Source organism: Dyella sp. 01L423, assembly GCF_056399945.1.
Window position 1 is genome coordinate 725,019 of record NZ_JBFTSI010000001.1, and the last position, 24,825, is coordinate 749,843.

Consider the following 24,825-nt stretch of genomic DNA (forward strand, 5'->3'; position numbering starts at 1 on the left):
TGGACTCCATGGAGTGATGGTTGTCTGTGCGGCGTCAGCCCGGCAGGTGGCAGACCGCTTCGATATTGTGGCCATCGGGGTCGAGCACGAAGGCGCCGTAGTAATGCTCGTGATAATGCGGACGCAGGCCTGGTGCGCCGTTGTCGGTGGCGCCGGCTTCCATGGCAGTGCGATGGAAGGCCATCACGGCGGCGCGATCGGGGGCCGTGAATGCCACGTGCACGGCACCGCTGGCGTGAACATTCTGCGAGGTGCCGATCCAGAACGTCGGGCGCCCCGCAACGCCGAATCCGGCGTGCGAACCGTCGCCGGTCTGCTCCGCGGTCACCTCCATCACCAATTCACCGCCCAGCGTGGCGAGCACTTTGCGATAGAACTCACGGCTGCGTTCGTAACCGGAAACCTGCAATCCGACATGGTCGATCATCGTGCCGCTCCCTAACCGAAGAATGGACGAAATGCCTTGCTAAAGTGCCTTCAGCCTGCCGCGCACCATGCCGCAGCGCGCTTGGCCAGGAATGCGCCCAGCCCCTCCTGGCCTTCTGCGGAGACACGCAGGCGTGCGATCAACGCAGCGTTTTCGCGGTCAATCGATTCCGCTTGCGCCGCGTCGGCACCGGCCATGCGCAATGCAAGCTGTTTGGCTTCTGCCTGCGCCACCGGCCCTGCCTTGGAAAGCAGCGCAAGCGCAGCGTCGACCGCGCTGTCCAATTGATCCGCCGGCACGCACTGATGAAGCAGACCGATCTGCAGCGCCATCGCGGCATCGAACAACTCGCCCGTGACAAACAGGCGACGCGCCTGTCGAAGGCCAATGGCATGAATGACATACGGCGAAATGACCGCCGGCACCAGGCCGAGTTTCACCTCGGTGAGGCCGAAGCGCGCGCTGTCTACGCCGATGGCGATATCGCAGCACGCCACCAGGCCCACGCCGCCGCCGTAAGCGGCGCCGTTGACGCGGGCGACGGTGGGCTTGGAAAGGTATTGCAGTGTGCGCATGAGGGTTGCGAGGCGCAGCGAATCTTCGCGATTCTCCGCTTCGCTCGCGCCGGCCATGCCACGCATCCAGTTCAGGTCCGCGCCGGCGGAAAAGCTGGCGCCTTCGCCTGTGAGCACCACGGCGCGCACGGCAGTGTCGGCGCCCGCCAGTTTGAGCGCCTCGGTAAGCTCGGCAATCAGGCCGTCGTCAAACGCGTTGTGCACCTGCGGACGATTCAATGCGATGCGACGCACGCTGCCGTGATCGGCAATCTGGATGCTGCTGGCCATGGAAAGCTCCTGCTGGGGAGCGCCATCGTAAACCGAACCATCCCCGACCATCTCGTGGGCCGGGGATGCGGGACTTAGTCCTTGGTCGGCAGCACCAGGAATTCGGCGGCTTGCCGCGCGCATCCCCTGGAGTGTTCCGCGCTCAGTTCGCGCCACCACGGTTGCACGGTTTCAAACTGCGCGGGCTCGATCGCCTCGCCCAGGCGCGGCATCACCAGGCCTTCAGGCACCCTGGCCAGGAGGACCTCGGCCGGCTCCGCCCATGGATGCATGGCCAGGTTGAAGGTGCCCCAGTGCACCGGCAGAAAACGGCCGCTGCCCAACTGGCGCCACGCGCTGATGGCATTGTCAGGACCCAGGTGCACGCTGCCCCACGAAGGGTGAAACGCGCCCACTTCGATCATCACCAGGTCGAACGGCCCGAGTCGTTCGCCGATCTCGCTGAAATGCGGCGACAGGCCGGTATCGCCGCTGAAGAACACGGCATGGCGTTCGCCACGTAGGACGAAGGACGACCACAGTGTGGCGTTGCGATCGTGCAGGCTGCGGCCAGAGAAGTGGTGCGACGGCGCGGCAGTGAGCGTGAGTCCGCACGGCAGCGTGGTGCTTTCCCACCAGTCCAGCTCGGTGATGCGTTCGGCCGGCACGCCCCAGGCTTCCAGGTGCACGCCCACGCCCAGCGAGGTGATGAAGGGCACGTCCAGCTTTGCCAGCGCGCGAATGCTCGGGTAATCGAGATGGTCGTAGTGATCGTGCGAGATCAGCACGGCATCCAGCGGCGGCAGGGCGTCGATCGCCACCGGCACGGGCTGGAAGCGTTTGGGCCCCATGAAGGTAAACGGCGAGGCGCGCTCGCCCCAGACCGGATCGGTGAGCACGCGCGCTCCGTCGATTTCCAGCAGGACCGTGGAGTGGCCGAGCCAGGTGCTGCGCAGACCGGTTTCCACCGGACGCGTCCACGCGGCGCGCGGATCGAGCGTGGGCAATGGCCGGGGCGGGGTGCGTCCTTCGCCGCGGAAAATGAAATCGACCAGCGAGGGCTTGTCGTCTGCCACGCGCGGCGTGCTGGATGGATAGGTATTGGCAAACGCCTCGCCGGCGTACTGCGAGGAAGCTTGCATGCGTTCGAGACGTAACCCGTTCGCGTGTCTGGCGAATAGAGCCATGTGGACCTCGGTATCCATGGGGTAGCGGCATCGCAGTGGCTTGCGATCCCTGCCTCACTGCTATCGGGGCGTAGGCCACCAGTTCCAAGGCGGCGTCGATGGCAACGGTTCAGTCCCATGTTCTTGCGGCTTAACGGGGTTATAGGCGGCATCCGGCCGCGCTGCAGTACCCCGGGTGGCTGATGTACAATGCGAACCATTCTTATTTAAGTTGGTGACCAGTGCGCCTGTCCGATCTTCCGAAAGGGGCTACTGCCTTGGTGGACCGAGTGGATGATGCTCATGCTTTCGACCCGATCGCGCAGCGCCTGCGCGACCTGGGGTTCGTGGCGGGCGAGCCGGTTCGCGTGGTGGCACAGGGCCCGCTGGGGGCAGATCCCTTGCTGATCCAGATCGGCTCGACGCGCTTCGCGTTGCGCCGCAAAGAGGCGGAGCGCGTGCAGGTCCAGTCGGAGCATGCTGGATGAGTGCGGGCACCCTGCGCATTGCCCTGGTCGGCAATCCCAACTGCGGCAAGACCGCATTGTTCAACCAGCTCACCGGCGGTCGCCAGAAAGTGGCGAACTATGCCGGCGTCACGGTGGAGCGCAAGGAAGGCCGCTTCACCGCACCTTCCGGCCGCGTGCTGCAGCTGCTCGATCTGCCGGGCACGTACAGCTTCGACGCCACCAGCCCCGACGAGCAGATCACGCGCGACGTGCTGGAAGGCAATTATCCGGGCGAGGCTGTGCCGGACCTGATCGTGTGCGTAGCCGATGCCACCAACCTGCGCCTGCACCTGCGCTTCGTGCTCGAAGTGAAACGCCTCGGTCGCCCCGTGGTATTGGCGCTCAACATGATGGATGCGGCGCGCCGGCGCGGCATCGTCATCGATGTGCCGGAACTGGCGCGACGCCTGGGTATCCCCGTGGTGGAAACCATTGCGGTGAAACGCGACGGCGTGAAGGCGTTGATCGCCCAGGTCGACGGCGAAATGCCGCAGGCCTCACCCGCGCAGGCAGATGACGCCGAAGGCCGCGCCGACCTGCATGCGCAGGTGCGCGAGCTGATGGCCGCCACCGTGACCATGCCGCGCGCGACCGCCGAGATCGACGACGCGCTCGACCGCTGGGCGCTGCATCCGGTGTTCGGCCTGGCCATTCTTGCCCTGGTGATGTTCCTGGTGTTCCAGGCGGTCTACGCCGCCGGCAAGCCGATGACCGATTTGATCGGCGACGGCTTCGGCTGGCTGGGCGAGCACGCCACCGCGTGGATGCCGGCCGGTCCGCTGCAGAGTCTGCTGGTCGATGGCGTGTTCGGCGGACTCGGCACGGTGATCGGCTTCCTGCCGGAAATCCTGGTGCTGTTCTTCTTCATCCTGGTGCTGGAAGAATCCGGCTACCTGCCGCGCGCGGCCTTCCTGCTCGATCGCCTGATGGTGTCGGTGGGGCTGACCGGGCGCTCCTTCATCCCGCTGCTTTCCAGCTTCGCCTGCGCCATCCCCGGCATCATGGGCACGCGCAGCATCACCGACCCGCGCGATCGTCTCTCGACCATCCTGGTGGCGCCGTTGATGACGTGTTCGGCGCGTCTTCCCGTGTATGCACTGTTGATCGGCGCCTTTATTCCCACGCGTCGTGTGCTGGGCATCTTCAACATGCAGGGCCTGGTGTTGTTCGCGCTGTACGCGGCCGGTGTGCTGGGTGCGATGCTGGTCGGCTGGGTGATGAAGAAAATGCGCCGCGATCGCAGCGAGCATGCGCTGCTGATGGAGCTGCCGTCGTATCGTTTGCCCAAGGTGCGCGACGTGGCGCTCGGTCTGTGGGAGCGCGGCACGATTTTCCTCAAGCGTCTTACCGGCGTGATCCTCGGTCTGACGGTGCTGATGTGGTTCCTCTCCACGTTCCCGTCGCCGCCGGCAGGCGCCACCGGTCCCGCCATCGATTACAGCTTTGCCGGTTACATGGGGCGCGGCCTGCAGTTCATCTTCGCGCCGCTGGGCTTCAACTGGCAGATCAGCGTGTCGCTGATTCCCGCTTTTGCCGCGCGTGAAACCGCCGTGGCCGCACTCGCCACGGTGTATGCGGTCGGCGGCGACGGTGCCGATGGCGCCGGTCTGGCGCAGGCGCTGGCGGCCAATTTCTCGCTGGCCAGCGCGTTGTCCTTGCTGGTGTGGTTTGCGTTTGCGCCGCAGTGCATGTCCACGCTGGCCGTGATTCGCCGCGAGACCAACTCGTGGCGCAATGTGGGCATCTCGTTTGGCTACATGTTCGTGGTGGCGTATATCGCCTCGTTCCTTACCTACCAGATCACCAGTTGGCTGACATGAGTACCGGGCTGCTCGTGCAATACGTGATCATCGGCGTGATCGTCCTGATCAGCGCATGGATTACCCTGCGTAAACTGGCGCCGAAGTTGACCAGCCGCTGGCTGGCGTCGCTGGCGCTGCGTCTTGACCGACAGGGCAGTGCGGCGTGGCAGCGCGCACTGGCACACCGCCTGCAGCCCAAGCAGGCCACCGGCAATTGCAGCGATGGCTGCGATACTTGCGGCGCCTGTGGACCCAAACCGCCGGCTGCTGCGCGCGACGTGCATCCCTTGGAGTTCCGTCCGCGCAGCAAGTAAGCGCTCAATGCGCCGTGTCACTCATGGCTGGCCGGATCCATCGGCGGTTTGATCTTGTGCACGGCCGGATCGTCGGCCTTCACCGGTGTGAGTATGCCCACCGTCACCGTGCCCGACAGCAGATACGAGGTGAACTTGGGATCGTACGGGTCCGTGCTCGCACGCAGCTGCTGGTAGGCGATGACGCCGTCGGTCTGGTGCACGCCGGTGATCTCACCTGCGGTAAACGCCTGCATGCCGCCAATGCCCACGTCGTAGTTGAGCGGGGACTCGTGGCTGTTCCTGCCGGTCGTACCGCCAACGACCAGATGGGGTGCGGCCGAACCGACTCTTGATCCCGTCGCCGACATCAGCACTTCGCGCCAACGCGCCTTGGCCCGCACCAGTGCCGTGGCGTCACCGTAGGTGGGCAGCAGCTCGCGCCAGATCACATTGGCTTGGTCAAACTGCTCAGGCGTCAGGTGCGCGTACAGCAACTGCTTGGCATAGACGTATTGGGTGTCGTTGCGTTCGGCCGCCAGCGCAAACCACGCCATGGCGCGCGGCAGGTCAACCGGCGATCCGTGGCCGTTGAGATACATCACGCCCAGGTTGTACTCGGCCGGCTTGTACGCCCACGAGGCCGACACCTTGTACATCGCCATCGCATGCTCGTAGTCGTGCTTCTGATTGGCCAGCGCGCCGAGATAGAAGAAGTACTCGCCCGGCCGGCCATCGTCTTCCGGCCGGTTGAATGGATCGGTGCGGCTGGTGGGGACGTCGGGGGTGGCCTTGTAGCTCACCACTTTCGGCGGCGGCGTCTGGGCATCGATGGGGATGGTGGGGAGCGCCGTATCCGTAGCGTGCAGGCCGGGGCAGAACCACAGCCCGACGCATGCCAACAGGGATAACGGAGTCTGCATCAGGTGATTTCGCACAGTCATGGCGACACCTCGCATCGTCTGCAGGGGAAGGCAGCGAAACCAAGCTACTCCCAACGCCAGCACCGGGCAATGGCACGTAAGCGCCTGAAGATGCCGCGGGAAAACGTGCTGCCCAATGGCGCCGGCCAGCTTGCCGGCATGACGCGGCTGCTGTCTCGGGCAGCGAGCGGGGAGCGTCCGCCCGACGGGTCAACGACGGCTACGGATCGTGCCTTCGTCGCTGCTCTTCTTGTTGTCCTGGTCGGTGCCGACGCGGCAGCCATCGTGGAAGTCGTAGTTCGGTGACCTCATATGGTCAGGCGCGCCACCGGCGGCGCCGACGATGGCGTGGGCGGCTGACGAACCCACGCGCGAACCGGTGGCGTCCTGCCGTGCCTCGCGCCAGCGCGCCTTGGCGCGGGGCAGGGCAGCGCCATCGCCATGAGTGGATCGCAGGTCACGTTCGCCTGGCCGTATTGCTCGGGCGTCGGATGGCTGTACACCAACTGGCGTGCGCGCACGTACTGCGCCTCGTTGGGCTCCGCCGCCAACGCCATCCACGCCAATGCATGAGGGAGATCCACCGGCACGCCTTGCCCGCTGAGGCTGTCCTGAGCCCGCTGGCCCGCGGCCGGTGGCTTGCAGCAAGTTCTTGCCCTTGTCGCGGGGCGCGCTGCCCCAGCGCAGTTGAGACCAAGCGCGGCTAGAATGCGCCGATTCCACAGGAGTCCCCTCCATGCAGCACACGCCCAACACCGAGACGGCCGTGCCCGACGGCGACCTCTCCGACGTGATCATTTCGCCGACGCACGTCCATCACCCGGCCGGGCACAACGTGGTCGACACATTGGACATCGCCGGACACGACGAAGTGGATCACGAGACCGCCTTGCGCGAGTCTTCGTTGCGCGTTCCGCGCTGACGCCGCCCTGCTTTTGAGCACGCATCGCCCGCCCTTGATCGGCAGGCGATGCAGGGTGGTTGCCTACATGCGGAACACGCCATAACGCTGCGGTTCGATCGGCGCATTGAGCGAAGCGGAGATCGCCAGCCCAAGCACTCGGCGCGTATCGGCCGGATCGATGATGCCGTCGTCCCACAGGCGCGCACTGGCGTAGTAAGGGTGGCCCTGGCGTTCGTACTGGTCGCGGATCGGCGCCTTGAATGCTTCTTCGTCCTCTGCGCTCCAGCTTTTGCCGCTCGCTTCGATACCGTCGCGGCGCACCGTGGCCAGTACCGAGGCGGCCTGCTCGCCGCCCATCACGCTGATGCGCGCGTTCGGCCACATCCAAAGGAAGCGCGCGCCATAGGCGCGGCCGCACATGGCGTAATTGCCGGCGCCGAAGCTGCCGCCGATCACCACGGTGAACTTGGGCACATGCGAGCACGCCACCGCGGTCACCATCTTGGCGCCGTCCTTGGCGATGCCGGCGTTCTCGTATTTCTTGCCGACCATGAAACCGGTGATGTTCTGCAGGAACACCAGCGGCACGTTGCGCTGGTTGCACAGTTCGATGAAGTGCGCGCCCTTGAGCGCCGACTCGGAGAACAGGATGCCGTTGTTGGCGATGATGCCCACCGGATAGCCGTGGATATGCGCGAAGCCGCACACCAGGGTCTTGCCATAGCGCGCCTTGAACTCGTGGAACTCCGAGCCGTCCACGATGCGCGCGATGACCTCGCGGATATCGAATGGACGGCGGTTGTCCTGCGGAATCACCCCGTACAGCTCCTCGGCTGCGTGCAGTGGTTCGCACGGCGCGCGCAAGGCCAGCGGCATGTCTTTCTTGCGGTTGAGGCTGGCGACGATGTCGCGCGCGATGGAAAGCGCGTGGGCATCGTTCTCGGCGTAGTGATCGGCGACACCCGAAACAGACGTATGGACATCCGCACCGCCCAGCGCCTCCGCATCGACCACTTCGCCGGTGGCGGCTTTCACCAGCGGCGGGCCGCCCAGGAAGATGGTGCCCTGCTCGCGCACGATGATGGTTTCGTCGCTCATCGCCGGCACATAGGCGCCGCCGGCGGTGCACGAGCCCATCACCACGGCGATCTGCGGAATGCCCAGGCCCGACATGCGCGCCTGGTTGTAGAAAATGCGGCCGAAATGTTCCTTGTCCGGAAACACCTCGTCCTGCAGCGGCAGGAAGGCGCCGCCGGAGTCGACCAGGTAGATGCAGGGCAGGCGGTTCTCCAGCGCGACTTCCTGCGCCCGCAGATGCTTCTTCACCGTGATCGGAAAATAGGTGCCGCCCTTGACCGTGGCGTCATTGGCGACCACCACCACTTCGAGGCCGTTGACGCGGCCAATGCCGGTGATGATGCCGGCCGCCGGCGCCGCATCGTCGTACATGCCATGGGCGGCCAGCGGCGACAGCTCGAGGAAGGGCGAGCCGGGATCGAGCAGGGCGCGGATGCGCTCGCGCGGCAGCAGCTTGCCACGGGCCGTGTGCTTGGCGCGGGCCTTCTCGCCGCCGCCTTCAGCACTGCGGGCCAGCTCATGGTGCAGGTCCTCCACCAGTCCTTTCAGCTGCGCGCTGCTTGCCTGGAAATCCGGCGAGCGGGGGTCGATCTGCGACGCGATGACACTCATGGGCTAAGACTGCCTTGGTGGGGAATGTCGATCATAGCGGCCCATGGCCGAGGGCTAAATCGGCGTCGCAGCATAGAGGGCCACGTACTTACACTTAAGCAAGAAGGCCGGTCGTCAAAGCGGCCGCTGCTTTTCATAGGTCCAAAAAAAAACCGGCCGCACAAGGCGGCCGGTTTTAGAAGTACACGAGTGTACTTAGTGACCAGCGGTCGAAGCGGCAGCCGGAGCAGCAGCGGTCGAAGCCGGGGTCGGCGCAGGCTGTTCGGCCGGAGCAGCAGCGGTCGAAGCGGGAGCTGCGGCCGGAGCCTCTGCCGGAGCAGCAGCAGCCTTCTGAGCCTGGTCAGCAGCCTGCTGAGCCTGGTCAGCCGACTTCTGAGCGTCCTGCGCGGAATCCTGCGCGCCGTTGCTGCAAGCCGCCAGCAGCGCGACGAGCGCAGAGGCGAGAAGGGTACGCGTGAACTTCATGTTGAATCTCCTTTGCCGTGGAATGCCGTTTGGCGGGCGTATTAATAGCGCTTTCGCGGAAAATCCGCCACATCTTTGTGTGAACCGGCAAAAATGGTTAACCCCGCTTTCATCGGCGGCCATTGGCCTGACCGCCAATCAAGGGCTTAGTCGAGCAGTTCCACCGCAACGGCCGTGGCTTCGCCACCACCAATGCACAGCGACGCCACGCCGCGCTTGAGGCCGCGGGTCTTCAATGCATTGAGCAGGGTGACCACCAGTCGGGCGCCGCTGGCGCCGATCGGATGGCCCAATGCGCAGGCGCCGCCGTTGACATTGATCTTGTCGCGCGGAATGTCGAGCTCGCGCATGGCGGCCATGGCCACCACGGCGAAGGCTTCGTTGACTTCGTACAGGTCGACGTCGCTGGCCTTCCAGCCGGCCTTCTCCAGCACCTTATGCAGTGCGCCGACCGGTGCGGTGGTGAACCACTCCGGCTCCTGCGAATGGGTCGCGTGGGAGACGATGCGGGCGAGGGGCTTGAGCCCACGCGTCTTGGCGTCGTCGGCTGACAACAGCACCAGCGCGGCAGCGCCATCGGAGATGCTCGAGGAGCTGGCGGCCGTGATGGTGCCATTCTCCTTGCGGAACGCCGGCTTCAGCGACGAGATCTTGCTGGTGTCCGAACGGCCCGGCTGCTCATCGGTGTCGACCGTGATGTCGCCCTTGCGGCTGGAGACGGTGACCGGAACGATTTCGTCGGCGAATGCACCATTGGCCTGGGCGGCCTTGGCGCGGTCCACCGACTCCTTCGAATAGGTGTCCTGCTCTTCGCGGGTAAAGTGGTACTTGTCGGCGCACAGCTCGCCGAACACGCCCATGGCCTTGCCGTCGTACGGGTTGGTGAGGCCGTCCCACGCCATGTGGTCGACCAGGGTGCCATCGCCGTAGCGGATGCCGGTGCGCGCATTGACCATATGCGGTGCGTTGGTCATCGATTCCATGCCACCAGCCACCACCACCGAGGCCGAACCGGCCTTGATCAGGTCATGGCCCAGCATGATGGCCTTCATGCCCGAGCCGCAGACCTTGTTGATGGTCGTACAACCGGCGGCCACCGGCAGGCCTGCGCCCAGGGAGGCCTGGCGGGCAGGGGCCTGGCCGAGGTTGGCGGGCAGCACGCAACCCATGATGACTTCGCTGACATCGGCGGGCGCCAGTCCAGACTGCTCGATCGCGGCACGGATGGCGGTGGCACCCAGGGTGGGGGTGGGTACGCCGGTGAACTGGCCTAGGAAGGAGCCAATGGCAGTGCGCTTGGCACCGACGATGACAACGCTGACGTCCGACATGGGGATCTCCGCAAGTACTTGATGGGGCGAGGCCCCGGTTTAGTCCGAGAATTATCGCAGCCCGCCAGTAACCGGGGCAAACCGGCCCAATTTGCGATGCCAGCGGGATCTTGCAGGCATTTAGTTGCGATTTCGTTGTGCAAATATGGAGGCGCGCGTGGCGGATACCAGGGAGACACGCGCGGAACTGGGGATCTTGAACGCGATTCGGCAGGCGGGGGCCTTATGAATACGGTGATGCAGGGGTTGCGGTACCGTCGTGGCGCGGTATGGGTCTGTCTGGCTCTGGGGCTCAGTGCCTGCGGGGGCGGCGGTGGCAGCACCAAACCCTCGCCGCCGGCGCCCGCGCCTGCGCCTGCACCCGCGCCGCCACCGGCTTCCACCGCGCCGCCGCCGCCGATCGATGCGCAATTGACGCTCACCAATACCAATGCCGCGCACGCGGCCGGTTATACCGGGGCGGGCGTCACCATCGGCGTGGTCGATACCGGCGTGACCTCCACCCACCCGGCCTTGGCGGGGCGCGTGATCAAAGAGCTCACTTACGTCAATCCCGCCACCAACAACCTCAAGGTGGATGACGTCAACGGCCACGGCACCTACGTGGCCGAGATCGCCGCCGGCAAGCCCTTTGGCCAGTTCGTGGGCGGCATCGCGCCGGGCGCAAACATCGTGTCGGCACGCATCATCGACGACAGCGCCCCTGACGATAACGGCTCCGCGCCACCGGCGCCGGTGACTTCGTCCGATGCGATCCCGCTGGGCCAGGTCAATGCCGATCTGATCGCCAACGGCGTCAAGGTGATGAACAACTCCTGGGGCGGCATCAGCTGGAGCGCCAGCGACACCGCCACCACCCAGGGTTTCCACGACGCGTACAACACCTTCATCAACAGCTGGGGCGGCCTGGTGGTGTTTGCCGCGGGCAATGATTCCCAGGCCAATCCCAGCACCATCGCCGCGCTGCCGAGTCTGGCGCCGGATCTGGCGAAGGGCTGGCTTACCGTGGTGGCGATCAACAGCAGCAGCCCCACCCAGCTGGACGGCTATTCCAACAAATGCGGCATCGCGATGAACTACTGCCTGGCCGCGCCCGGCGATGTGATCGTAAGCGGCAAGAGCGATACCAGCACGGCCAACGAGACCTATTGGATTGTCGAAGGCACCTCGTTGGCAGCGCCGCAGGTCTCCGGCGCCGCAGCCCTGGTCTGGCAGGCCTATCCCTATTTCAGCAACGATCTGGTGCGTCAGACCTTGCTCGGTACCGCCGATCCCTTGGGTGGCTCGCAGCCGAACGCCACGTTCGGCTACGGCGAGCTCGACGTGGGCAAGGCGGTCAATGGACCGGAGCAATTCAACTGGGGCGATGTCACCGTCAGCTTCAGCGGCAGCTCGAGCTGGAACAATCCCATCTCCGGCGCAGGCGGCCTGATCAAGCAGGGCGCTGGGACGCTGTCGCTGACGCAACCGGCTACTTATACCGGCTTGACGCAGGTGCAAGGCGGCATGCTGGTGGCTGCATCGCTGGCCTCAAGCGTGAATATCGGCGCCCAAGGCGTACTGAGCGGCACACCGTCGATAGGCGGATCGGTTGCCAATGCCGGCGTGCTGGCGGTGGCCGGTACCGATGTCAACGTGGCAGGCAACTACGCGCAACAGGCGGGCAGTCGGCTGGCGGTATCGCTGGGCTCGGCGCTGCGGGTGGGTGGCACCGCGACGCTCAGCGGCGGCGACCTCTATATCACCGGCATCAATTCGGGTTATCAAGCCAACGCGCATACGGATGTATTGACGGCCAAGGCCGGCATCTCCGGCACATTCTCCTCGCTGGACGTGGCGACTGGGGTCTTGCTCAGCGCCACGATCAACTACAACAGCACCGACGCATGGTTGAACGTGAGCCAGGTGCAGGCATCGGCGGTGACGGGCATGACGTATACGCCGGCATCGTTTGGCGCCGCGCAGCGTATCGATGGTGCGTTCAACCAGATCAACACACAGGTGGGCTCGGGGACGACCGTCACCGGCAATCCGCTGCCGACTTCTTTCATCAATGGCGCGGCGAGCTTGCAGCAGACCGCGTCGACCAGTGCGTTGCAGCAGTCGTTGAATTCGCTATCGGGCCAGCTGCACGCGGCGAGTGCGGCGATGACCTTTGATGCGATGGATGCGGGTACGCGTGCGCTATCGAAACGCTTCGACCAGCTGGGCGATGTTTATGGCGCCGGCGGCTGGACGCAGACGCTGGGCAGCTACGGCAGCATGAATCGCAGCGGTTACAACAGCGTGGGCTATGACCTCAACGGCTGGATGGCGGGCCAGGATCGCCGTGTGGGCAGCAACGGCGTCATGGGTTTTGCGGTCAGCCAAAGCCAGGACCTGGGACGCCTCGACGAATTCGCCGACCAGGGTCGCAGCCGCGCCGTGGAAGGCATGCTTTACGGCGGTTTCGTGCAGAACCAGTGGTACGCAATGGGACGACTGGGCATGGGCTCGTACCGCGAGGACATGCGTCGCCATCTGGAGCTGGGCAGCGATGTGGAAAGCGTCGCCAGCGATACCAACGGCACCTACGATATTGCCTATGGCGAGAGCGGCTATCGCATGCAGTGGGGCGGTGTGCACATCACGCCGTACGCGAATCTGCAGTACGCCAATATCCGCACCGACGGTTTCGACGAACTAGGCGGCGCTGGCTTCGGGCTGAAGGCCGCTGCGCAGACCATCGAGCGCTGGCAGGCGGGGGCCGGCCTGCGCGCAGGCCGCGACTGGTCGTTGCCGGGCGGCGGCAGCCTGAGCGTGCAGGCGCACATGCTGTGGCAACGCGCCTTCAGCATGCGCGGCGATGTGCTTGATGCGAGTTTTGCGGTGCTCAACCAATGGGCGCCGGTCGGTGGCATCGGCCTGTCCCGCTATGGCGGCGAGGCCGGACTGAGTGTGGACTGGGCTATCTCGCATCGCGCCAGCCTGTCCCTGGGGATGGATCAATACGTCGCCGAGCACGAGCACGGCAGGATGGACACGCTGGCTTATCGCCTGTCGTTCTGATCCTCCGAAAGGGGGGGCATCCGGCCCGCATCCATGCAATGCGGGCCTTTTCCATCCTGTGAACCTCTAGGAATTTTTCGCACGATGTTGTGCGAAGATTAGTCAGGGAGGTGCTGGCGGAGTCCAGTAACGGGCCGCCGCGCCATGGATGCAAGGGATGCCCTACGGGGGCGCGCAGGGGGAACAATGGAGAATGGTCTCGGCGGAATGCGTTTCCGCCAGGTTTCCGTATTGGTGTGGATGGCGCTGGGCCTGAGTGCCTGCGGTGGCGGCGGCAACGGCAATGTGAAGCCGGCCGCGCCTTATACCCCGCCTGGTCCGGGTTACTCGCCGCCCACCGGTCCTGGTTCGGGTGGAAGCACGCCACCCACCACACCTCCGACGACACCGCCCACTACGCCGCCGCTTACGCAGCCGCCGATCGACGCGCAGCTGTCGCTGACCAATACCTATGCCGCCCACAATGCCGGCTTCACCGGCACGGGCGTGACCATCGGTGTGGTCGACAGCGGCATCATGCGCAACCACCCGGCGCTGGCGGGCAAGGTCACTAAAGAAATGACCTATATCGACCCGTCGACCAACAATCTGTCGGTGGACGATGTCGTCGGCCACGGCACCTGGGTTTCGGAGATTGCCGCCGGCAGCGCCTTCGGCAAATTCGCAGGCGGCATTGCACCGGGCGCCAGCCTCGTGTCGGCACGCATCATCTCCGACAAGGCGCCGGACGATGACGGATCCACGCCTCCGTCCACCGTGTCGGGGCAGGACGCCGTGCCGTTCGGTTACATCAATCAGGACTTGATCAACGCCGGCGTCAAGGTGATGAACAACTCCTGGGGTGGCATCACCTGGGCATCGACCGACACCGCAACGACCAAGGGCTTCCACGATGCCTACGCGCCGTTCGTCAACGGCGGCGGCCTGGTGGTGTTTGCCGCAGGCAACGATTCACTGCCCAACCCCAGCACGATCGCCGCCCTGCCCAGCATGCCGGGGGCGGAAGATCTGCAGAAAGGCTGGCTGACCGTCGTCGCCCTGGACAGCAGCAATCCCACGCAACTGGCGAGTTATTCGAACAAGTGCGGCGTGGCCATGAATTACTGCCTGGCCGCACCGGGCAACGTCATCGTCAGCGGCAAGGACGACACCACCAGCAGTCAGACTTACTGGATCGTCGAAGGCACCTCGCTGTCTGCGCCTGCCGTATCCGGTGCGGCTGCGGTGGTGTGGCAGGCGTTCCCGTACTTCACCAATGACCAGGTGCGCCAGACGCTGCTGGGTACGGCTGACGATCTTGGTGCGCCGGGCGTGGACTCCACTTTCGGTTACGGCGAGCTGGACGTCGGCAAGGCCATCCTGGGTCCGGCCAAGTTCGACTGGGGCAACTTCGACGTCACGCTCAACACCAATTCCACCTGGGGCAATGCGATCAGCGGTAGCGGCGGCCTGACCAAGGAAGGCACCGGCACGCTGACGCTGACCCAGGACCCGACCTATACCGGCGATACCTTCATCGAGCACGGTGCGCTGGTCGCGCCGTCGATCGCCGGCAAGCTCTACATCGACCACGTCGACGCGATCATGAGCGGCGCGCACAGCTTTGGCTCGGACGTCCAAAACCTGGGCACGCTGGTAGTGGCTGGCGGCGACGTGCACATCAGCGGCAGCTATTACCAGGGCTTCACCGCAACGGACGGCCAAACGGGTCGGCTCGCGCTCGAACTGGGACGCACGCTCACCATCGACGGACAGGCGTGGCTCACTGGCGGCAATCTCTATGTGATTGGCGCCAAGCAAGGCTATGTGGCCAACTCGCACACCGACGTGCTCACCGCCAAAGGCGGACTCAACGGCCAGTTCACGGGGCTGGATGTGGCGACTGGCGTGCTGCTCGCAGCCACGCTCAACTACGACAGCAACAGCGCATGGCTCAACGTGACCCAGGTGCAGGCCAGTGCCGTCAATGGCATGACATACACCACGGCCTCGTACGGTGCCGCCCAGCGTGTCGACAATGCCTTCGGTGCGATCAACTCGCAGCTGGGGCAGGGCACGCCGCCTGCTGGCGGCACGCCGGTAGGCACGGACTTCATGCATGCCGCGGCCAACCTGCAGCAGACGCAGACTACCGCGGCCCTGCAGCAGTCGCTGGAAAGCCTTTCGGGCCAGCTGCATGCCGCCAGCGCGGCGATGACGTTCGAAGCGATCGATGCAGGCACACGCGCGCTGTCGGATCACTTCGACGGGCTGGTCGGCACGCGCACGACGGGCGGCTGGGCGCAGACACTCGGTTACCACGGCAGCATGAGCCGCAGCGGTTACGGCGATGTGGGCTACGACCTCAGCGGATGGATGGCCGGCCAGGACCGCAAGCTGGGCAGCAACGGCGTGTTGGGTTTTGCCGTGAGCCAGAGCCAGGGCTTGGGCCGCCTCGCGGAATTCGCGGACCAGGGCCAGAGCAACGCCGTCGAAGGCATGCTTTACGGTGGCGTCATGCAGGACAACTGGTACAGCATGGGCCGACTCGGCTACGGCACGTACCGGGAGAACATGCGTCGCCATCTCGAGCTGGGCAGCGATGTGTCAGGCGTGGCCAGCGATACCAACGGCCGCTACACCGTGGCCTATGGCGAAAGCGGCCTGCGTTCCTCGCTGGGCGGCATCCAGGTCACGCCGTACGTCAACATGCAGTACGCGCACATCCAGCGCGATGGCTTCAACGAACTGGGCGGCTACGGCTTCGGCCTGAAGAGCGGCGAGCAGGACGTGGAGCGTTGGCAGGCCGGTTTCGGCGTGCGGGCTGGCCATACCTGGTCGTTGGCTGGCGGTGGCAGTCTCGGACTTCAGGCGCGCGCGCAATGGCAGCAGGCTTTTGCGATGCATGGCGATGTGTTCGATGCGAGCTTCACCGGCGTGGACCAGTGGGCACCTGTCGGCGGCGTGGGGCTATCGCGCTACGAAGGGCAGGTGGGGCTGTCGCTGGACTGGACGATGTCGGCGCGTTCGAGTCTGCAGTTCGGGATGGATCAGTATTTTGGGCAGAACAGCCAGGGCATGATGGGGATGCTCAATTATCGGCTGAATTTCTGATCGCGCCTTTCTCCCTCTCCCCGCCGGGGAGAGGGTTGGGGTGAGGGGCGGGTGCTCACGGGGCGCTTCTATCTTGTCATCCCGTTTCGTCAGTCTTCGATCGTCGCCTCTCCGCCAGCGTGCCGCCTACGCGGCGGGCGTTTCGAACGGCTGCCGCCGCTCGAGTCACTTTTCTCTTGCTGGCCCAAGAGAAAAGTAACCCAAAGAGAATGGCCTGATAACGCCCGCAGCATCGTGCTGGGATAAGCCCGAACGCTCGAGGCGCGTTGTTGTGGGACAACCTCCGAGGGTACACAGCGGGTACCTCAATGCGCTGCGCAACGCGCCCGAATCGCTGAGGACTTAAAGCGGGGCCTCGCTGCGCGTCGACTTTAGCCCACCCTCTGGCGTGCCGTTCCCTTGTAGGAGCGCACCCTGTGCGCGAACGCCGCGCAGCGGCCTATCGCTCCGTAGGTTTGTCGCGCACAGGGTGCGCTCCCACAGAGAGCCGACCGGCACTTTGATCAGCCATCCACAGGCAAGCGACCCCTTGTAGGAGGACACCTTGTGCGCGACCGCAGCGCTGGGGTGTGCCGCGTCGTAGGTTGGTCGCGCACAGGGTGCGCTCCTACAACAGCGCGGCAATTTCTTCGTCAACGCGACCTATCACGCCTTGCCGTGAAACAACTCTCGCCCGATCAGCATGCGGCGGATTTCGTTGGTGCCTGCGCCGATCTCGTACAGCTTCGCATCGCGCAACAAACGACCTGCGGGAAACTCGTTGATGTAGCCGTTGCCGCCCAGCGTCTGGATCGCTTCCAGCGCCACCTTCACTGCATTCTCCGATGCATTGAGCAGACACGCGGCAGGATCGATGCGCGACTTCACGTTGTGGTCGAATTGCTGCGCGACCATGTACGCGAAACCACGCGAACTCTGCAGCGCGGTATACATGTCGGCGATCTTCGCCTGCATCACGCCGAACGTGCCGATGGGTGCATTGAACTGCTTACGCTCGCGCACGTAGGGCAGGGAGATGTCCAGCGCCGCCTGCATCAGGCCGATGGGACCGCCGGACAGCACCAGTCGCTCGGTGTCGAGGCCGCTCATCAGCACGCGCACGCCTTCGTTCACTTCGCCGACGATGTTCTCTTCCGGGATCTCGCAGTCCTCGAACACCAGCTCGCAGGTGTTGGAGCCGCGCATGCCGAGCTTGTCCAGCTTCTGCGCCGTGCTGAAACCCTTCATGCCTTTTTCGACGATGAAGGCCGTCATGCAGCGGCTGCCCGCCGGACGCGGCGCCGTGCGCATGTAAACCAGCAGCACGTCGGCATCGGGGCCGTTGGTGATCCACATCTTGGAGCCGTTGGCGACCCATACGTCGCCTTTCTTCTCCGCCTTGCAGCTCATCGAACCGACCACGTCGGAACCGGCGCCCGGTTCGCTCATCGCCAGCGCGCCCACGTACTCGCCCGAACAAAGCTTGGGGATGTACTTGCGGCGCTGCGCTTCGTTGCCGTTATGGAAAATGTTCTGCACGCACAGATTGGAATGCGCGCCATAGGAAAGACCGACCGAGCCGGATGCGCGCGAGATTTCCTCCATCGCCACCATGTGCGCGAGGAAGCCCATGCCGGTGCCGCCGTATTCCTCCGGGATGGTGATGCCAAGCAGGCCCATGTCGCCGAACTTGCGCCACAAGTCGGCGGGAAACAGGTTCTCGCGATCGATATGGTCGGCGCGGGGAGCGATCTCCTTCTCGGCGAACGCATGCACGCTGTCGCGCAACAGATCGATCTCTTCACCCAGTGGGAACGGACGCATGCCTTGAAACTCCACCATCACAGAAGGCCTTCATAGTACCGCGCAGGCCTTAACAAGCCGTTGCGCGACGCACAAGCCCTCGGCAGTTCAGGCGTCGGGGGTATTGAGCGTGTTGGCGAGCTCGGCAAGCCGGTCGCGTTGTACCAGCACCTGCGCAAGCTGGCCCAGCGCGAGGCGGGCGGCATCGTCGTCGGCGCTGGCAGCGAAGGGTTCCAGCCATGCGGCATCGTCCGTGGTGACCTGCGCCGTGAGACCGTTGGCCAGCGCATCGCCCAGTTGCGCCAACGCATTCACCGCGGCGGCGCCGGCGCGAACTACCCCATCGCGTGCGTTCGGCGAGGCAATCACTTCGCGATTGGCGCCAAGCGCAGACAGCTGCCCCAGCAAGGTATGCGCCGCCGATAGAAATCGCAGCAGGCTTTCCGTGCGGCGGCTGTGGCGTCCTGGTTCGCGCAGCATGTTGGCAAGGACGGCGCTCAGCGTGGCGTTGGCGTTGTGCGCGTCGCGACGGGCAATGCGATAGTCCAGGTCATTGCGGCGGCCGTTGGCGTACTGCGCGATGATTTGTTCCAGGTAGCGGGCATCGCCGCGCACCGTATCGGACAGCACTTCGTCGAAGCGACGCCCCTGCCAGTCGGGTAGCACCAGGCGCATGGCGAGCGCAGCGATGGCGGTGCCGATCAACGTGTCCAACAGGCGCGGCCACATCACATCGTAACCGCTGCCCACCTGGTTGAAGCACAGCACCACGAACAGCGTGATGGCGGCGGTCGCGGTGGTGTAGCGCCGCAGGCGTGCGGCGAAGAACATCACGCCCGAGAGCACCACCAACGGCATCTGCCACGGGCCGAATGGCAGCAGCTTGAGCGTGGCCCAGCCGAGCACGAGGCCAACGACGGTGCCCACCACGCGCTGAATCAGTCGCAACTGGGTAGCGCCATAGCTGGGCTGGCACACCAGCAGCGTGGTCAGCAGGATCCAGTAGCCATGCCGCGGATGCATCGCCTGCAGCACCGCATAACCCACCAGCAGCGCCAGCGCGAGGCGCAGCGCATGGCGAAAGCGGAACGATCGAGGCGTCAGCTGGATGCGGATGCGTTCCCACGCGTCGGCAATCGATTGCGGACCAGGGTGCTGCAGCAGTCGTTCCGAACGGTTGCCGCTGAGCCCATGCGACGCATGGCTGGCCAGCAGTTGCTGGATCGAAGCGAGATTTCGTACCAAGGCATCCACCGCGCGCAGGAGATGTGCCGGCGGCGGCGTGGCTTGTTGGCGCAAGGCGTCGAGCGCGCCATGCAGATCGTTCACCGTGGCGACGCTGTCGGCGCGGGTCGTTGCCAACGTCTTGGTGCGAAAGCGCAACGCCTCTGCACGCTGGCGACAGGTCTGTGCTTCGAGCCGCAGCAGGTGTTCGCAGCGGAACAAGACGTCGCTGTGGAACAGTGCCTCGGCCAGCGCATCGTAGGGGTAGTGCGCGGAACTGATGCGTTCGTGGAGATCCTGCGCGAGGAAGTACAGTTGCAGTCGCGCGGCCATGGCGCCGCGTGGCCGGCGTGCGCCGATGCGATCGACCAACATCGATCGGGTATCGTTGAGTGCTTCCACAGCCCGCTCGTTCTGCATGGCGAGCGCCCATTGCATCGCTTCGCGATCGACGCCGTGGACGGGTGTAAAGAGTGCTGCCTTGCCCTCCATGCAATCGGCGAGCGTATCGAACAGCCGCGCCAGCGACAGTCGTACCGCCTGCTGCGGTGCGAGCACGCTCCACAGCAACGACAGCACGCCATACCAGGAGGCGCCCGCCAGCAGCAGGGCGGGCTGATACCACCAGGGACCACTGATCGCCTGGTCGGCGCCAATCATGGTGTACACCGCCAACAACAGCGTCGCGCCCGCCACGGTGGCGTAGCGCTCGCTCGCGGCACCCAGCATCACCAGCGCGAAGGTGGATAGCGGCAAGCCGATGGCGAACAGCGCGGGATAGGGGAATAGCCATTGCACGGCCATCGCGGAGAACGCGAAGCAGGCCAGCGTCAGCAGCAAGGTGGAGAGACGGCTGCGCCAGTGGTCCTCGGTCTCGGCCAGTGCACAAGCGATGATGCCCAGCAGGACCGAGACCACCGCCTCGATGTGTCCGGTCCCGAAGCACCAGGCCACCGCACCACTCAGCGCCAGCAAGACGCGCAGGCATTCGGCGTAACGATCGGAGCCGCGCACGCGGCGCCAGCGGTAGGCGAGGGATGAGAGCATGGCGCCAGCATACGACGCCGCCTCTTTCCTGTGGGAGCGCACCCTGTGCGCGACGGGTTGCGCGAAAACCGATCCGACGAGCAGTCGCGCACAGGGTGCGCTCCCACAGGAGGTGGTCGCGGGCCAACAAAAAACGCCGGCACAAGGCCGGCGTTTTCTTCAAACCTGCCGCGAGTGCTTACTGGCCGCGCATGCGACCAGCAAAGCGCGGACCATGATGGCCCATGCTCGGCAGCTTGATCTTGCCGATCGCTTCGATGCGCTCTTCGGCCAGACGGTCGGCCGCCTTGTAGGTCGGCACGCCTTCGGTCTTGGAGATTTCGAAGATGCGGCCCAGGTTGTAGTAGATGGTGCGCATCATGCGCATCGCACGCTCGCGGTTGTAGCCGTCGATTTCCAGCGACACGTTCATCACGCCGCCGGCGTTGACGGCATAGTCGGGCGCGTACAGCACGCCGCGACGCTGCAGTTCGTCGCCGATGGCGTCGGTGGCAAGCTGGTTGTTGGCCGCGCCGCAGATGATCTTGGCCTTGATGCGGTCGATGGTCTGCTCGTTGAGCGTGCCGCCCAGCGCGCACGGCGAGTACACGTCGGCATCGACGTCGTAGATCTCGTCCAGGCCCACCGCTTCGCAACCGAGTTCATCGACGCAGCGCTGCACGGCATCCTTGTTGATGTCGGTGACGAACACCTTGGCGCCCTGCTCGCGCAGCAGCTTGATGAACTCGCTGCCCACGTGGCCGCAGCCCTGCACGGCGTAGCTGTACTTGCCCACGTCTTCGTTGCCGTGCTTGACCTGCAGCGCAGCCATCAGGCCCTGCAGCGTGCCGAACGCGGTGAACGGCGACGGGTCGCCCGAGCCGCCGTGCACCTGGTGCACGCCGGTCACGTATTCGGTTTCGCGGAACACGTATTCCATGTCGTTGACGTCGATGCCGACGTCTTCGGCCGTGATGTAGCGACCGTTGAGCGAGTTGACGAACAGGCCGAACGCGCGGAACAGCGCCTCGGACTTGTCCTTGCTCGGATCGCCGATGATCACCGCCTTGCCACCGCCCAGGTTCAGGCCGGCCACGGCGTTCTTGTAGGTCATGCCGCGCGACAGGCGCAGCACGTCGTTCACCGCGTCCTGCTCGGTCTTGTACGGCCACATGCGCAGACCGCCGAGCGCAGGGCCCAGCACCGTGTTGTGGATCGCGATGATGGCCTTCAGGCCAGCGTCCTTGTTATGGCAGAAGACGACTTCTTCGTGACCCGTTTTGGCGATGGTTTCGAAAATCATTGGAACGGAAACTCCAAGTTGTGTGCCCGGGGACGGCACGCCGGAATGGCGGCGGGTACGGTGCAGCGCGGACCCGCCAAGGCTGAAAACGCCTGAAACTCAAACGCCCCAGCAGGGCTGGGGCGATGAATCGAGTTCCCAATTCTAATACGCGGCGGGCCGGCACTGGTGCCGCGGCGCATCAAAGCGCGTCCGTATGGGCTTGCGATCCGATGGCGACCTGCTCAAAACGCGGTCGCCACGGCCGCTGCTGCTTAGCCCTGGGCCCACACACCGACGCTCAAGTGCCAGCCGTCGCCGCGCTGCACATAGTGCGGATGCACATAGTGATAGCCCGGACGTGCCGGTTCCCAATGGCCGCGCATGGCGACGTACTTGCGACCGTTCCAGTGCCAGTAGCCGCGGGCCCAGATATAGCCCGGGCGCGGCGCTGGTTCTTCTTCCACGAGCACGGTCGGCGGCGCCTGCGGGGCAATCACTTCGACATAGCCCGGCGCCGGCGCCGGTTGTTCGACGATGACGGGGCGGCGACGCGGCGCGGGTTGTTCAACCACGCAGCCGCTGGCGAGCATGATGACGGCGGCAAGTGCGGCAAAACGAATGGTCGTAGACATCGACATAGATGACGTGGCCTCTGTTTGGATGAAGAAAGCGGCGGCGCGGAACCATGACGCGCAAAGCTGTGCATCAGCTTTCGTGAGAGCGCAGAGTTTTTTCTTTACCGGCAAATACTTGCGATCGCCCCTGGCTCGATGCAGTCAGCGGGAATGAGCGGTTCGAATAGCGACGCGGGCGGCATTGCGCCGCCCGCAAGAAGCTAGAAAATCAGCGGCCCCAATAACCGTTGTGCATGCGCCAGCCGTCGCGGGCGTGTTCCCAATGCGGCTGGTGATAAACGTAACCGGGGCGGGCGCGTACCCAGGTACCGCCCATCCAGACATGGCGGCCACCATCCCATCGCCAGTAGCCCGGCGCCCAAACATAGCCCGCACGCGGCGGCGGGACGACCTCGTAACGCGGTGCCGGCGGGGCGACACCAATGCCGACTGAGACATCCACGCCAGCCGCGGCGGTCGGGGCATAGCTCATGGCGCCCGCGCTGGCGACGCCAAGAGCGGCGAGCAGGGCGAGTTTGCGGGTAATGCTCAGCATGAAGAGTCTCCTTGGTTATCGGCCGCACCCCGCGGCCTCACGACGGGGAACGGCGTATTTCCTTGCCCTGTTGACCGCCTCGGTCCGGCTCGTTCAGGTTCGCGCCGGCAATTCGCTGCGATCCATTCAGCTTCTTGACGCGAAAAGAACGAACGGTCGTGCTATTTTATCGACCATGAACGTTACGACCCCAGGCAAGCGCGCCGCCACCCGCGAACTCATCCTCGATCACGCCTACGACATGGCGCGCCGCGACGGTCTGGAAGGGCTGTCCATCGGATCGCTGGCCGCGGACGTGGGCATGTCCAAGAGCGGCCTGTTCGCCCATTTCGGATCGCGCGAAGACCTCCAACTGGCCGTACTGGAAACGGGGCAACTGCGCTTCCTGCAGAACGTGAAATGGCCGGCGCTGAAGTTGCCACGCGGGCTTGCCCGGGTGCGCGCCATTGTCACCAACTGGGTGGCATGGGCGCAGGAATACCAGAGCGGCTGCGTGCTGCTTACCGCGGCGAGTGAATACGACGGTCGCGAGGGTGCCCTGCGCAACGTGGTGATCAAGCAACAGGCAGGCTGGCGGCAGGAGATGTGCCGTGCGATCGAGCACGCCGTGACGAATGGCGAGCTGCGCGACGATACCGACCCTCCGCAGCTCGCTTTTGAGATCTACGCACTCATGCTGGGCCTGCACCACGACGCGGGCCTGTTCGGATTCGATGAAGCACGCCGACACACGCTGGCGGGTTTCGAGCGCCTCATCAACAGCAATAGCCCGCAAGCTGAGCGGAGGACCACGCCCTGAACCGCCAAACCACTCCCGCAAAGCCTCATCGTGGACCCGGGGCTTTCAAGCTGGGCGTGGTGCGCGCCGGTTTTGCGCTAGTGAGCCGCATCGCGCCGAAGCGCGCGGTCAAAGGCGCGGTCCGCATCTTCGTGACGCCGTTCGCCAGCAGTCGTGCCCGCGCGCAGGCAGCCAAGCCGGATCAGGACATGCAACGCGGCGAGCTCGACGTGCACGGCAAGCGCATCGCGACGTATGTGTGGGGTGACCCGTCGCGCCAGCCTTATGTGCTGCTGGTGCACGGCTGGTCCAGCTTCGGCCTGCGTTATCTGCCATGGGTCAAGCCGTTGCGCGACATGGGCTACGCGCTGGTGTCGTTCGATCAGCCAGCCCATGGCTTGAGCGACGGCCGCCACTGCACCTTGCCCGATTTCATCGAGACCGTGCGCGAAGTGGGCCGTCACTTCGGCAACGCCGCGCTCACCATCGCCCATTCGCTGGGCGGCGCTGCAGCGGCGATGGCCCAGGGTGAGGCATGGCATGCAAAGAAGCTGATCCTGATCGCGCCCGCCGCCGATCCGGTGGCGGCCACCCAGCGCTTCACGCAATTCGTGCGCCTGGGCCAGCATTTGAGCGGTCGCCTGCATGACGGGCTAGAGGCGATGACGGGTATCAATATTCATGACCTGCAGGTGCATCGTCATTTGCCGTCGCTGGGGCAGCCGGGCCTGATCGTGCATGACATGGACGATCACGACGTGCCGTGGGCGGAAGGCGAGCGTTATGCGCGTCATTGGCGCGGCGCCCGGCTATTCACCACCCAGGGGCTGGGGCATCACAAGGTGTTGGACGCACCCGAGGTGATCGAGGTGTCGCTGGCCTTCCTGCGAGGCGAGAACGTCGGCGAACGCGTGGTGTCTTCGCCGAACCTGCCGTTCGGAGTCGATTGAGGGGCCAGTCGCGCAAAAGGGGCGCCTGTTGTGGGAGCGCACCCTGTGCGCGACAGACCTCGCACGATACCTCGGCGCACGGTCCTCGCCGGAACCCTGAAATCCGTTGCCAATCAGTGCTCCTCCGCGCCGCAAC

Annotated in this window: 21 protein-coding genes and 1 pseudogene; 9 read left to right on the top strand and 13 right to left on the bottom strand. The window is 65.0% G+C overall.

What is annotated here, in order from left to right; all coding sequences use genetic code 11:
* Positions 1–34: 34 nt before the first annotated feature.
* The 3 genes from AC1DMY_RS03240 to AC1DMY_RS03250 all read right to left on the bottom strand — a co-directional run bounded on the left by AC1DMY_RS03240 (position 35) and on the right by AC1DMY_RS03250 (position 2,393).
* Positions 35–427, bottom strand: coding sequence for a VOC family protein (locus AC1DMY_RS03240; protein ID WP_477163568.1), 393 nt, complete (start codon positions 425–427; stop codon positions 35–37).
* A 50-nt stretch (positions 428–477) separates the two neighbouring features.
* A complete protein-coding gene (locus AC1DMY_RS03245) occupies positions 478–1,272 on the bottom strand; it encodes an enoyl-CoA hydratase-related protein (RefSeq protein WP_477163569.1) in 795 nt (264 codons plus the stop codon).
* A gap of 74 nt (positions 1,273–1,346) precedes the next feature.
* Positions 1,347–2,393, bottom strand: coding sequence for an MBL fold metallo-hydrolase (locus tag AC1DMY_RS03250; RefSeq protein WP_477163570.1), 1,047 nt, complete (start codon positions 2,391–2,393; stop codon positions 1,347–1,349).
* A gap of 266 nt (positions 2,394–2,659) precedes the next feature.
* On the opposite strand from AC1DMY_RS03250, the gene AC1DMY_RS03255 reads away from it, so the two are divergent.
* The 3 genes from AC1DMY_RS03255 to AC1DMY_RS03265 are packed head-to-tail and all read left to right on the top strand — an operon-like array spanning position 2,660 to position 5,042.
* A complete protein-coding gene (locus tag AC1DMY_RS03255) occupies positions 2,660–2,905 on the top strand; it encodes a FeoA family protein (protein ID WP_477163571.1) in 246 nt (81 codons plus the stop codon).
* Complete coding sequence (gene feoB / locus AC1DMY_RS03260; RefSeq protein ID WP_477163572.1) at positions 2,902–4,746, top strand: ferrous iron transporter B; 1,845 nt, start codon at positions 2,902–2,904, stop codon at positions 4,744–4,746. The genes AC1DMY_RS03255 and feoB overlap by 4 nt, the downstream gene beginning before the upstream one ends.
* Positions 4,743–5,042 (top strand): DUF6587 family protein, encoded by a 300-nt coding sequence (locus tag AC1DMY_RS03265; RefSeq protein ID WP_477163573.1) that lies wholly within the window; start codon positions 4,743–4,745, stop codon positions 5,040–5,042. The genes feoB and AC1DMY_RS03265 overlap by 4 nt, the downstream gene beginning before the upstream one ends.
* A 17-nt stretch (positions 5,043–5,059) precedes the next feature.
* On the opposite strand, the gene AC1DMY_RS03270 is transcribed toward AC1DMY_RS03265, so the two are convergent.
* Together AC1DMY_RS03270 and AC1DMY_RS03275 are read right to left on the bottom strand one after the other, a co-directional pair.
* Positions 5,060–5,965 (bottom strand): tetratricopeptide repeat protein, encoded by a 906-nt coding sequence (locus AC1DMY_RS03270; RefSeq protein WP_477163574.1) that lies wholly within the window; start codon positions 5,963–5,965, stop codon positions 5,060–5,062.
* A 189-nt stretch (positions 5,966–6,154) separates the two neighbouring features.
* The gene (locus tag AC1DMY_RS03275; RefSeq protein ID WP_477163575.1) at positions 6,155–6,313 is read right to left on the bottom strand and encodes a hypothetical protein; all 159 of its coding nucleotides are present in this window, start codon (positions 6,311–6,313) and stop codon (positions 6,155–6,157) included.
* 72 nt (positions 6,314–6,385) lie between these two features.
* On the opposite strand from AC1DMY_RS03275, the gene AC1DMY_RS03280 reads away from it, so the two are divergent.
* Together AC1DMY_RS03280 and AC1DMY_RS03285 are read left to right on the top strand one after the other, a co-directional pair.
* Positions 6,386–6,517: a hypothetical protein gene (locus tag AC1DMY_RS03280; RefSeq protein ID WP_477163576.1), complete on the top strand. Its 132-nt coding sequence runs from the start codon at positions 6,386–6,388 to the stop codon at positions 6,515–6,517.
* A gap of 163 nt (positions 6,518–6,680) precedes the next feature.
* The gene (locus tag AC1DMY_RS03285; protein ID WP_441604264.1) at positions 6,681–6,866 is read left to right on the top strand and encodes a hypothetical protein; all 186 of its coding nucleotides are present in this window, start codon (positions 6,681–6,683) and stop codon (positions 6,864–6,866) included.
* Positions 6,867–6,929: 63 nt separating this feature from the next.
* Here the strand turns inward: AC1DMY_RS03285 and AC1DMY_RS03290 are convergent, their stop codons facing one another.
* The 3 genes and pseudogenes from AC1DMY_RS03290 to AC1DMY_RS03300 all read right to left on the bottom strand — a co-directional run bounded on the left by AC1DMY_RS03290 (position 6,930) and on the right by AC1DMY_RS03300 (position 10,333).
* On the bottom strand, positions 6,930–8,537 hold the full coding sequence (locus tag AC1DMY_RS03290; protein WP_477163577.1) for a carboxyl transferase domain-containing protein: 1,608 nt from the start codon (positions 8,535–8,537) through the stop codon (positions 6,930–6,932).
* Between the two features lie 204 nt (positions 8,538–8,741).
* Positions 8,742–9,002 (bottom strand): annotated as a pseudogene (locus AC1DMY_RS03295) (hypothetical protein); the annotation flags it as partial.
* A gap of 146 nt (positions 9,003–9,148) precedes the next feature.
* A complete protein-coding gene (locus tag AC1DMY_RS03300; protein WP_477163578.1) occupies positions 9,149–10,333 on the bottom strand; it encodes an acetyl-CoA C-acyltransferase in 1,185 nt (394 codons plus the stop codon).
* 225 nt (positions 10,334–10,558) lie between these two features.
* Here AC1DMY_RS03300 and AC1DMY_RS03305 point away from each other — a divergent pair, with 225 nt between their 5' ends.
* A complete protein-coding gene (locus AC1DMY_RS03305; RefSeq protein WP_477163579.1) occupies positions 10,559–13,381 on the top strand; it encodes a S8 family serine peptidase in 2,823 nt (940 codons plus the stop codon).
* 207 nt (positions 13,382–13,588) lie between these two features.
* On the top strand, positions 13,589–16,474 hold the full coding sequence (locus AC1DMY_RS03310) for a S8 family serine peptidase (RefSeq protein WP_477163580.1): 2,886 nt from the start codon (positions 13,589–13,591) through the stop codon (positions 16,472–16,474).
* Positions 16,475–17,119: 645 nt separating this feature from the next.
* Here AC1DMY_RS03310 and AC1DMY_RS03315 read toward each other — a convergent pair.
* From AC1DMY_RS03315 to AC1DMY_RS03335, 5 genes are all read right to left on the bottom strand, one after another.
* Positions 17,120–18,277, bottom strand: a complete 1,158-nt coding sequence (locus tag AC1DMY_RS03315; RefSeq protein ID WP_477163581.1) for an isovaleryl-CoA dehydrogenase — start codon at positions 18,275–18,277, stop codon at positions 17,120–17,122.
* 87 nt (positions 18,278–18,364) lie between these two features.
* Positions 18,365–20,527 carry a YccS family putative transporter gene (yccS, locus tag AC1DMY_RS03320; protein WP_477163582.1) on the bottom strand — a complete coding sequence of 721 codons (2,163 nt, stop codon included), beginning with the start codon at positions 20,525–20,527 and terminating at the stop codon, positions 18,365–18,367.
* A gap of 178 nt (positions 20,528–20,705) precedes the next feature.
* Complete coding sequence (locus tag AC1DMY_RS03325; protein ID WP_477163583.1) at positions 20,706–21,809, bottom strand: Glu/Leu/Phe/Val dehydrogenase dimerization domain-containing protein; 1,104 nt, start codon at positions 21,807–21,809, stop codon at positions 20,706–20,708.
* Positions 21,810–22,063: 254 nt separating this feature from the next.
* Positions 22,064–22,423 (bottom strand): YXWGXW repeat-containing protein, encoded by a 360-nt coding sequence (locus AC1DMY_RS03330; RefSeq protein ID WP_477163584.1) that lies wholly within the window; start codon positions 22,421–22,423, stop codon positions 22,064–22,066.
* A gap of 211 nt (positions 22,424–22,634) precedes the next feature.
* Positions 22,635–22,961: a YXWGXW repeat-containing protein gene (locus tag AC1DMY_RS03335; RefSeq protein WP_477163585.1), complete on the bottom strand. Its 327-nt coding sequence runs from the start codon at positions 22,959–22,961 to the stop codon at positions 22,635–22,637.
* Here AC1DMY_RS03335 and AC1DMY_RS03340 point away from each other — a divergent pair.
* On the top strand, positions 22,951–23,760 hold the full coding sequence (locus tag AC1DMY_RS03340; protein ID WP_477163586.1) for a TetR/AcrR family transcriptional regulator: 810 nt from the start codon (positions 22,951–22,953) through the stop codon (positions 23,758–23,760). The two genes, AC1DMY_RS03335 and AC1DMY_RS03340, sit on opposite strands and share 11 nt — an antisense overlap.
* Positions 23,757–24,689: an alpha/beta fold hydrolase gene (locus AC1DMY_RS03345; RefSeq protein ID WP_477164182.1), complete on the top strand. Its 933-nt coding sequence runs from the start codon at positions 23,757–23,759 to the stop codon at positions 24,687–24,689. The genes AC1DMY_RS03340 and AC1DMY_RS03345 overlap by 4 nt, the downstream gene beginning before the upstream one ends.
* The last annotated feature ends 136 nt before the right edge of the window (positions 24,690–24,825 follow it).